Below are 8,851 nucleotides of genomic sequence, written 5' to 3' on the forward strand. Positions count from 1 at the left end.
CTAGAGTACTGAAGTGCTCAAAAAATCGATATCCCGTTAGAAAAAACAATGCCGCTCACGTTAAGTGAACGGCATTACGCTGATGCGGCCTTTTTTATAAATATAAAATAGCGATCTTCAGCTAGAGAAGAGAGCAATGGAACAAAGAGAAGTCAGAATGGATAAGCAACAACTATGGATCTCGGCGGGGATCATTCTTAATGCTCAACAAGATAAAGTGTTTATAACTCAGCGTGCGGCTAAAGCCCATCAAGGTGGATTCTGGGAATTTGCAGGCGGAAAAGTAGAGCAGAATGAAACGGCTGAACAAGCAGTGATCCGTGAGCTTCATGAAGAGGTGGGGATCGATGTTACTGAGTTAGAACACTTCCTGTCTTTGGCCCATGATTACCCTGAAAAATCACTGAAGTTTGATTTTTTCTTGGTGACCTTATTTGAAGGTGAAGCGTACGGCAAAGAAGGACAGCCAGGTAAGTGGGTTGATATTGGAGCCTTGAATCCTGCTGACTTCCCTGAAGCCAATGCTGTTGTCCTTGATAAGTTGCAGCTGCGTGTAATGAGCTAATACAGCGTTATATTAAGTAGCTGATGACTCTTGTTGGTGAAAATTGCCGAGAACGACGTTATAGAGCTCGTCGTTAATGTACTCGCTTGATGTTAATTTCAGCTAAAAGAAAAGGCGCATCATGCGCCTTTTTTTACGTATCTTAATCGATAATTAATAGTTCATATCTTCTGACCAGCCATCAGAGTCTGATAAATCTGGTGCACCAGGAATAGCTTTTTCTTCTTCTGCCCATTCACCTAAATCAATTAATTGGCAACGCTTAGAGCAAAATGGACGATAGGCACTTTTTTCATTCCATTCTACATCTGCTTTACAAGATGGACATTTAACAATTGTCGGTGCGCTTGGTTGTGACACGGGCTGACCTCAGCAAATAGCTAGTTTAAATTCAATGGTATCGGCAATCGGTGCACCATCCTCAAACGGGATGAAGCGGATCGAAAAGCGATTACGATGCCCTGATATCATAGGGTATACACCGTAGCTCGGGCAAATTTGAATGCGCAATAAACATGCATCATCGGCATCGTGCTGAAAGAATCCACCACGTGCGACCTGCGGTTGAAATTGACCTTGTTCACGCGTTAGACGTAACCAAAGCAGTAAAGCATTGGATATCTCAGATATTGCCTCTAGCCAATTGGTCATATCGCTTTGCTTGTGTACCAAGGGTAAATGCAGCCAATGGTGCAGTGCGGGTAAATCAAAGCAGCAACTACCACCCGGGATTGAAAAGCGTTGCTTGATCCCACAAAGAAAGCGATCGTTACGTAATTCTTGACCTAAACGTGATGCTGTCATCAGCTGGCGTTGCATTAACTCGAGTTTATCCAGTAGCGTTAAAAGGGCTTGTTGGTCAACCCCTGGTACATCTAGCCAACGCTTAAGCTTGCTCGCTTGGTGGGTCAAATCTTTCGCTAACTCTGCTTTAAGCTGAATTTGCTCTAGGATCTCTAATAAATCAAACAGTGCTCGAAAGAATATTTGGTGTTGCCAGTGATCCGTTTTTTGGCAAGAAGACTGCATCTGGCGAATGAGGTATTCCAGTCGCAGGTAAATTCGCACTTTTTCGTTGAGCGGATGTTCAAAATTATTTGTCTGCATAAGGTCGGTCATCTGCTGAGTTATCCATAACGTATTAAAGCGTTATTGGTAACGTTGGCTCAATTCGAGATAGTGATGATGCAATTGCGCCACTTTATCGGGTAAGGCGCTGCTATCACCATTATTACTAATAATGTCATCGGCTGCGGCATTGCGCTCTTTCCTTGAGGCTTGCGCGGCCAATATGTTTTTTACTTGCTCTTCGCTAACGAGATCGCGCTGTAAAGTACGTTCAATTTGCACTGACTCTTCTACATCTACGACCAATAAACGGTGAGCTAAAGACTGTAAGTTATTCTCAACCATTAGCGGAATAACCAGTAAGCAATAGGCTGATTGGCTATTATCTATTTTCGTCAGCATGCGTTGACGAATTAAGGGGTGTAACAGTTCATCTAACCAGCTTTTTAATCGTGGTTGAGAGAAAATTAACTCTCTTAACTTACTACGGTTTAATTGGCCGTCTGTCAGTAAGATGTCAGCACCAAGTTTTAGTTCAATGGCAATTAACCCTTCGCTGCCAGGTGCAACAACTTCACGTGCAATTACATCTGCATCAATAAGATCAATACCATACTGGGCAAATAGATTTGCAACTGTGGTTTTACCACTGCCAATGCCACCGGTAAGGCCTACAACCATCGTCATTTTTACAGTCCTAAGTAGCTTGTCAGATACCAATCAATAATCTGGGTTCCCCACAGCATGCTGACCCAACCCGCCATTGCTAGGTAAGGGCCAAAGGAGAATGGTGCTTGGGTATCTGATTTCTGAATTTTCATTAAGATAATGCCACAGATTGCACCAATTAACGAAGATAGTAAGATCACAAAGGGTAATGATTGCCAACCTAACCATGCACCAAGTGCTGCAAGTAGCTTGAAATCACCGTATCCCATTCCTTCCTTACCGGTAAGTAGCTTAAAGCACCAGTACAAACTCCAAAGTGACAGATAACCAAACATGGCGCCAATCAGGGCGTCTTCAATGGAAACCGGACTTATTCCTAACACAGCCAGCATTAAGCCTGCCCACATGAGTGGCAGGGTGAGTTGATCAGGTAGCAGCATTTTATCAATATCGATAAAAGTTAATGCGATTAAAGTGAAAGTGAAAAAGATCACTGCGATCGACCATTCTGATGGTGGTAGCAGTAAGGCCACCGTTGCTGTCAATGCGGCTGTGAGTAATTCCACTAAAGGATAGCGTGCACTGATAGGGTGCTGGCAGTGGCGGCAGCGGCCTTTTAGCCACAACCAACTGAATATCGGAATATTATCTTTCGCCGTAATGAGCTCGCTACAGTTTGGGCAGCGTGAGCGCGGTACACTCAGGTTGAATGCCGGTTGTTTTTCCGCTGTTTTGTCTTTTTCTTCACCAGTGCCATCACCTTGTTGAAACTCAGGGAAACAGTCAATACAGTCACGTTTCCACTCTCGTTCCATCATGATGGGTAAACGGTAAATCACCACATTTAAGAAGCTGCCGATTAATAAGCCGAAAAGGGCGGCGAATGCAGGGTAAAGCCAAGGGTAATAAGTCAGCAGTTCCATGATGAAATCTCTAGTCAATCTATAAGGTTATTGTAACGTGAACGCGAGGAGGATCGCGAGTATTCAAGGCGTTAGCATCAATATACTCGCGGTTAGGTCGAAAGTGTTAGCTATGGTGCTAGCCGATGACACTCATCAGGGTGAATATTGGCATATACATGGCCACTAATAGTCCACCGATGAGCCCACCAAGGATAATAATGATCAAAGGCTCGATGATTTTACCTAGGTTATCGACCGTATTATCGACATCGCTCTCATATAAACTGGCAATCTTATTGAGCATGTCATCTAGTGAACCAGACTCTTCGCCGATCATGACCATTTGTAGCATCAGTTCGGGAAACTCATTGCATTGGCGCAAAGACAGATACAGTGGCATGCCAGCGGCAGCGGCGGTATGGGCTTGTTCGACCGCTCGCTGAATATGTAAGTTACCTGCTGTTTTTCCCGCGGATTGCAGCCCTGATAGCAAGGGAATACCCGCGGTAAAGGTGGTGGCGAGCGTTCGAGCAAATCGCGCAATGGTAGCTTTCATAAACACGGAGCCCAGAATAGGAAAGCGTAAGCTCCACCGACTGACGGCAAGTTGAATACGAGGGGATTTTTTATAACTGAAAGTGAATATGATGATCGCAGCAATTAAGGACACTGAAATAAGTAATCCATTGGAGGTGAGTAGATCCGAAGCCTTAATCACCTGGCGAGTAAACCAAGGTAACTGCGCACCAAAACTATGGAAGATGTCGGCAAATTGCGGGATCACAAACACCAGCATCATCACAGTGACGATAATGGCAGTTAGGGTCACCATGCCTGGATAAATCATGGCTTTAATCACTTTTTTGCGCATTGCCTCGTGCTTTTCCCTGTATGTGGCAAGGCGTTCAAATATTTGCCCCAAATGCCCTGTTTCTTCCCCTGTTGCCACTAAATCACAATAAAAATTGTCAAATAAAGGCGAGCTGGTATGCAGTGCTTTTGACAGTGAAGCGCCAGCTTCGACTTGTTTATTAACCTGAGTCAAAATGGCCCGCACTTCACTCTTTTGGTGACTTTCTGCGATTAATTTTAGTGATTGCACCACAGGCACGCCAGACTCAATCATGGTCGCTAATTGACGAGTGACCGCAGTGACGTCGGTAGCTTCCATCTTGTTTTTCATTCGGGCAAAGGTAGATGGGTTACGACGCTTAATTTTTTTCACTTGGATACGTTGTTCGAGCAGTTTTTCACGCGCTTCTTGCTCTTGAAAGCCGACAATCACGCCAGAAACTTTTCTCCCTGAACTATTGATCCCTCGCCAGTGGTAATAGCGCAATTTGCTCACTTGCTTCATGCTGTGTCCTAAGTAATCGTATTTATTATGGCCAGGATTATGGTCTGGGTTATGGTCAAGGTTATAGTTAGGTTAAAAATGCAGGACGCGCTGCAATTCAGTTAAACTGGTGGTGCCTTGGCACAGCTTTTCTACCCCTGCCTGATTGAGGGTCTGCATCCCTTGCTGACAGGCTATTTCTTCTAGTTGCAACGTCGTCGCTTTGGCCATTAAGGCTTCAGCCAGTTCACGGCTGAAAGTCATAACTTCATAAATACCGACTCGCCCTACATAGCCTTTATTGCAATCATCACAACCTTGTTCATTGGCTTGGAAAAGTTCAGCATCAACTGGGATGGAGAGTCGTGCGCGATGAATAGCTGCGAGAGAATGAGGTTGTTTACAGTTGCTGCATAAACGGCGTGCCAGTCGCTGGGCAATAATCAGGCTAAGTGATGAGACTAAGTTAAAATCTTCTACTCCCATATTGGTTAAACGGGTCAGGGTTTCAGCGGCAGAGTTTGTGTGTAGTGTCGATAAAACAAGGTGGCCCGTTTGGGCGGCTTTGACCGCAATAGCGGCGGTTTCGATATCGCGAATTTCACCCACCATGACCACATCAGGATCTTGGCGTAAAAAAGATCGCAGGGCATCAGCAAAGCCTAGCCCTGCTCGGTTATTGATATGGACCTGATTAATGCCGGGTAAATTAATTTCGACCGGATCTTCGGCGGTAGAAATATTACGCTCATCGGTATTGAGGATCTTAAGGCCAGTATAAAGCGAGACGGTTTTTCCGCTCCCCGTTGGCCCTGTCATTAAAATCATCCCTTGCGGTTGTTGCAATGCTGCAAGATAAGCTGCTTTTTGTTGTTGGTTATAACCTAGAATATCTATGTTTAAGCTGGCGCTGGTGCTGTCTAAGATCCGTAGCACCACTTTTTCTCCCCACATAGTTGGTAAGGTGGAAACCCGTAGGTCAACAGTAACCGTCGGGCTGAGTTTGAGCTTAATTCTGCCATCTTGCGGTTGACGACGTTCGGCTATGTTGAGCTTAGACATCACTTTTAAGCGAGTTGATAGCCGCCGAGATAAATGTGCTGCAGGGGTGGAATACTGGTGCAATAAACCGTCACAACGAAAACGAATTCGAAAGAATTTTTCGTACGGTTCAAAGTGAATATCAGAGGCTTTCTTACGTACCGCATCAAGTAGCACTTGGTTGATATAACGGGTAACGGGCGCTGTGTCTTGGCTTAGATCATTCTCGTGCTCAATTTCACCCTCACTTAGATCGACCAACTGATCCAAGTCATCTTCGCTGATCCCACGCTGGTGGGAGGTTTCACCGACATCACTGCCATAAATTCGGCGAATAGCACTTTCTAGTTGCTTATTATCAAGCAGCAGTGGCTCGATTTGTTTGCCAGTGGCGAAACGGAATTCGTCTTGGGCGGCAACATTGGTTGGATCGCTGGTGCCCAAAAACAAGGTTGTCTCGGTGAGCTTAAGTGGAATAACACGATGGCGCAAAATGGTTTCGCGCTGACGCAAATGGTCACAACAGCCTTGGTAATCGTATTGATGAATATCGGTCAGAGCGATGCTGAAAATTGATTCGAGCTGGCGGGCTAAATCGTCACTGGTCAGTATAGTAAGATCGACCAACGCCGAGGGGATCGATATCCCCTCGGCGTGGGCGAAACTACTGACTTCTTGTTGCTGCATCTGGTTAAGTAAACCCGCCTGAAGCAATACTGAAGTGAGGGTAGTTTGCATTAACGTATTAACCACAGCTTTTCAGCGTTAATCCTGTGTCATGAGTACATTTCCAGCCAGACTTTGTTTTAGTGTAGGTTATTTTCTTCGTTTTCAAAGTTGCTTTAGTATTGTAAGTAAAGGTTGCAGTTCCATAGAGCTCCCCAGCCTTAGTTGGTGCAATCGCAACCGTACCCAGAGAACTCATATTTGCATCGGCACCGATTTCAGCAAGAGTTGCTGGAAAAGCTCCTTTTTCTTGCTCTTTCATATCTATATTTGTCAGTAATGAACGTACTGTACTTACACCTGTTGCGGCCTCTGACTTTTTGACATAACTTTCATATGCTGGAACTGCGATCGCCGATAGCACACCAATGATCGCCACTACAATCATCAATTCAATCAGCGTAAAACCTTTTTGCATCTTTTTCATGTTTCTATCCTTGTATGCCCGAAGGCCTCGTAATTTGTCCAGCCAGATTAAAAGTTGGCTCCAAGTGACGGAATCGAAAGGAATACTTTGCGCGGCACAGTTTGAATAAATAGTTGGGGTATTACATTTGTTGCACTAAGTGCTTCGAGCTGGGTTGGAGCAATTGGTTATACCTGCTGAGTGTAGATCTTATTGATAAATATAGAAAAGGAGAGCATAAGCTCTCCTTTAGATATTTTAAGATTCAGTACTGTGTCTATTAGGTATGAAGGCCAGTGTCGGTCATACCTTTGCTTTAACTGTTTTGAACCGAATATATTTAAGCGACTTATTTGAAACGCCTTATTGGAAGCGCATAGACAAATCCATAGCCTTAAGATGCTTAGTGAGTGCACCAACAGATATGTAGTCCACGCCAGTTTCGGCAAACTCACGAATCGTCGCTAGCGTTACGTTGCCTGAGTTTTCTAATGCTGCGCGACCTGCATTGATTTTAACGGCCTCACGCATCATCTCGGTGGTGAAGTTGTCTAACATGATAATGTCAGCACCTGCATCAATCGCTAGTTGCAGTTCTTCTAAGCTTTCGGTTTCTACTTCGACTGGCTTGCCCGGATTTAACTGCTTGGCAGTGCTGATCGCTTCATTAATACCGCCACAGGCAATAATGTGGTTTTCTTTGATTAAGTACGCGTCGAACACCCCGATACGGTGGTTGTAACCGCCACCACAAGTCACCGCATATTTTAGTGCGCTACGCAGACCCGGAATGGTTTTGCGGGTATCGAGTAGGCGAGTATGGGTGCCTTCGAGCTGTTTGGCGTAGGTCGCCACCGTTGTCGCACAGCCTGACAGTGTTTGGATGAAGTTCATCGCATTACGCTCACCGGTTAACAGAATGCGCGATGGGCCAGACAGAGTACATAAGGTTTGGTTAGGTTCGACGGTATCACCATCTTGAACATGCCATTCAATAGTCACTTGGCTACCTAGCTGCCTAAACACTTCTTCCGCCCATAATTGCCCGCAGAACACACCGTGTTCACGGGTGATGATGGTTGCCACACCTTGGCTATCAGCAGGGATCAAACTGGCGGTAATATCATGTTCGGGATTGATCGGCTCACCAACCTCGCCACCCAAATCTTCACGCAGCGTTTCTGTGACTGCGCGGCTGATTTCTTGTGGGAGTTGCTGTTTTAAGTAGGCTAAACGCGCTTGGCTATCGTGATTTTGTTCCATCTTGGTCATGCTGTATCCGTCACTATGGTTGAGGCTGTAGGCTGAGCGGGTGAAGTTATAGAAAGAGCCATGGCTCTTTTATGTAATGGATCATACCGCGACTGGTTCTCTGTTGCAGCATTTTCAGCAGAAGGTGTGATTTGGTGCTGTTCCGACTAAAATACCCTTGTTATATAAAATATCCTGGTTATAAGTGAGCGAGAATCTATTCAATGGAGCAGTTAGCTATTCAAGCCGATCACTGGCTAAGCGGTGTAAAGCATGTACCATCCCCTTTTTATGACTCCCGCCCACAAGGTGAAGCGGTTTCTCTGCTGGTGGTGCACAATATCAGTTTACCGCCCGGTCAATTTGGCGGACCTTATATTGAGCAGCTGTTTACTGGCAAGCTTAACCCTGACGAACATCCCTATTTTGAGTTAATTTCAACATTTCGCGTGTCTGCGCATTGTTTAATTAGACGAAATGGCGATATCATTCAGTTTGTACCACTAGATTGTCGTGCTTGGCATGCGGGTGTTTCCCAGTTTGCTGAGCGTGAAAGATGCAATGATTTCTCGATTGGCATCGAACTGGAAGGCACGGATACCCTCCCTTATACCCAAGCTCAGTATGTATCACTCACTGAGTTATCCCGGGTGCTGATGGACTACTACCCACATATTGATACCTCACGGATCACCGGTCATGAATTTATTGCCCCTGGGCGTAAAACTGATCCGGGATTGGCGTTTGATTGGTATGCGTTTAAAACTGCATTGATTGGAAATGACGTTAATTAGTTGATGAAAAGGGCCAAGCTTAATTGGTCTGACCATTTACTAAACTATAGTAACAAAAAGCCTTCTCAATTGTTTCGAGCTGTGAATTAA

Annotated in this window: 10 protein-coding genes; 2 read left to right on the plus strand and 8 right to left on the minus strand. The window is 45.1% G+C overall.

Features of this window, described 5'->3' with window-relative positions:
• The first annotated feature begins 157 nt into the window (after positions 1-157).
• Positions 158-565, plus strand: coding sequence for an 8-oxo-dGTP diphosphatase MutT (mutT, locus tag ASV53_RS20785; protein WP_094958505.1), 408 nt, complete (start codon positions 158-160; stop codon positions 563-565).
• Between the two features lie 153 nt (positions 566-718).
• On the opposite strand, the gene yacG is transcribed toward mutT, so the two are convergent.
• From yacG to nadC, 8 genes are all read right to left on the minus strand, one after another.
• Positions 719-925 (minus strand): DNA gyrase inhibitor YacG, encoded by a 207-nt coding sequence (yacG, locus tag ASV53_RS20790; RefSeq protein ID WP_062689667.1) that lies wholly within the window; start codon positions 923-925, stop codon positions 719-721.
• 9 nt (positions 926-934) lie between these two features.
• Positions 935-1,672 (minus strand): cell division protein ZapD, encoded by a 738-nt coding sequence (gene zapD / locus ASV53_RS20795; protein WP_094958512.1) that lies wholly within the window; start codon positions 1,670-1,672, stop codon positions 935-937.
• A 42-nt stretch (positions 1,673-1,714) separates the two neighbouring features.
• Positions 1,715-2,320, minus strand: coding sequence for a dephospho-CoA kinase (coaE, locus tag ASV53_RS20800; protein WP_094958506.1), 606 nt, complete (start codon positions 2,318-2,320; stop codon positions 1,715-1,717).
• Between the two features lie 2 nt (positions 2,321-2,322).
• A complete protein-coding gene (locus tag ASV53_RS20805) occupies positions 2,323-3,225 on the minus strand; it encodes a prepilin peptidase (protein ID WP_094958507.1) in 903 nt (300 codons plus the stop codon).
• Positions 3,226-3,343: 118 nt separating this feature from the next.
• A complete protein-coding gene (locus tag ASV53_RS20810) occupies positions 3,344-4,564 on the minus strand; it encodes a type II secretion system F family protein (protein ID WP_094958508.1) in 1,221 nt (406 codons plus the stop codon).
• Positions 4,565-4,636: 72 nt separating this feature from the next.
• Entirely contained in the window at positions 4,637-6,322 is a 1,686-nt protein-coding gene (gene pilB, locus ASV53_RS20815) for a type IV-A pilus assembly ATPase PilB (protein ID WP_094958509.1), read from the minus strand.
• Between the two features lie 7 nt (positions 6,323-6,329).
• Positions 6,330-6,737: a pilin gene (locus tag ASV53_RS20820; RefSeq protein WP_094958510.1), complete on the minus strand. Its 408-nt coding sequence runs from the start codon at positions 6,735-6,737 to the stop codon at positions 6,330-6,332.
• 342 nt (positions 6,738-7,079) lie between these two features.
• Entirely contained in the window at positions 7,080-7,979 is a 900-nt protein-coding gene (gene nadC, locus ASV53_RS20825; RefSeq protein WP_094958513.1) for a carboxylating nicotinate-nucleotide diphosphorylase, read from the minus strand.
• 212 nt (positions 7,980-8,191) lie between these two features.
• Between nadC and ampD the strand changes: the two genes are divergently transcribed.
• Positions 8,192-8,761, plus strand: coding sequence for a 1,6-anhydro-N-acetylmuramyl-L-alanine amidase AmpD (gene ampD, locus ASV53_RS20830; RefSeq protein ID WP_094958511.1), 570 nt, complete (start codon positions 8,192-8,194; stop codon positions 8,759-8,761).
• The last annotated feature ends 90 nt before the right edge of the window (positions 8,762-8,851 follow it).

Source organism: Photobacterium sanguinicancri (genome assembly GCF_002265265.1).
Classification (GTDB): Bacteria; Pseudomonadota; Gammaproteobacteria; order Enterobacterales; family Vibrionaceae; genus Photobacterium; species Photobacterium sanguinicancri.

Bases quoted from the DNA above. Each gene is read 5' to 3' on its own strand.
- ASV53_RS20820 (WP_094958510.1), bottom strand. From the start codon at position 6,737: ATGAAAAAGATGCAAAAAGGTTTTACGCTGATTGAATTGATGATTGTA.
- ASV53_RS20805 (WP_094958507.1), bottom strand. From the start codon at position 3,225: ATGGAACTGCTGACTTATTACCCTTGGCTTTACCCTGCATTCGCCGCC.
- zapD (WP_094958512.1), bottom strand. From the start codon at position 1,672: ATGCAGACAAATAATTTTGAACATCCGCTCAACGAAAAAGTGCGAATT.
- nadC (WP_094958513.1), bottom strand. From the start codon at position 7,979: ATGGAACAAAATCACGATAGCCAAGCGCGTTTAGCCTACTTAAAACAG.
- pilB (WP_094958509.1), bottom strand. From the start codon at position 6,322: ATGCAAACTACCCTCACTTCAGTATTGCTTCAGGCGGGTTTACTTAAC.
- ampD (WP_094958511.1), top strand. From the start codon at position 8,192: ATGGAGCAGTTAGCTATTCAAGCCGATCACTGGCTAAGCGGTGTAAAG.
- coaE (WP_094958506.1), bottom strand. From the start codon at position 2,320: ATGACGATGGTTGTAGGCCTTACCGGTGGCATTGGCAGTGGTAAAACC.
- ASV53_RS20810 (WP_094958508.1), bottom strand. From the start codon at position 4,564: ATGAAGCAAGTGAGCAAATTGCGCTATTACCACTGGCGAGGGATCAAT.
- mutT (WP_094958505.1), top strand. From the start codon at position 158: ATGGATAAGCAACAACTATGGATCTCGGCGGGGATCATTCTTAATGCT.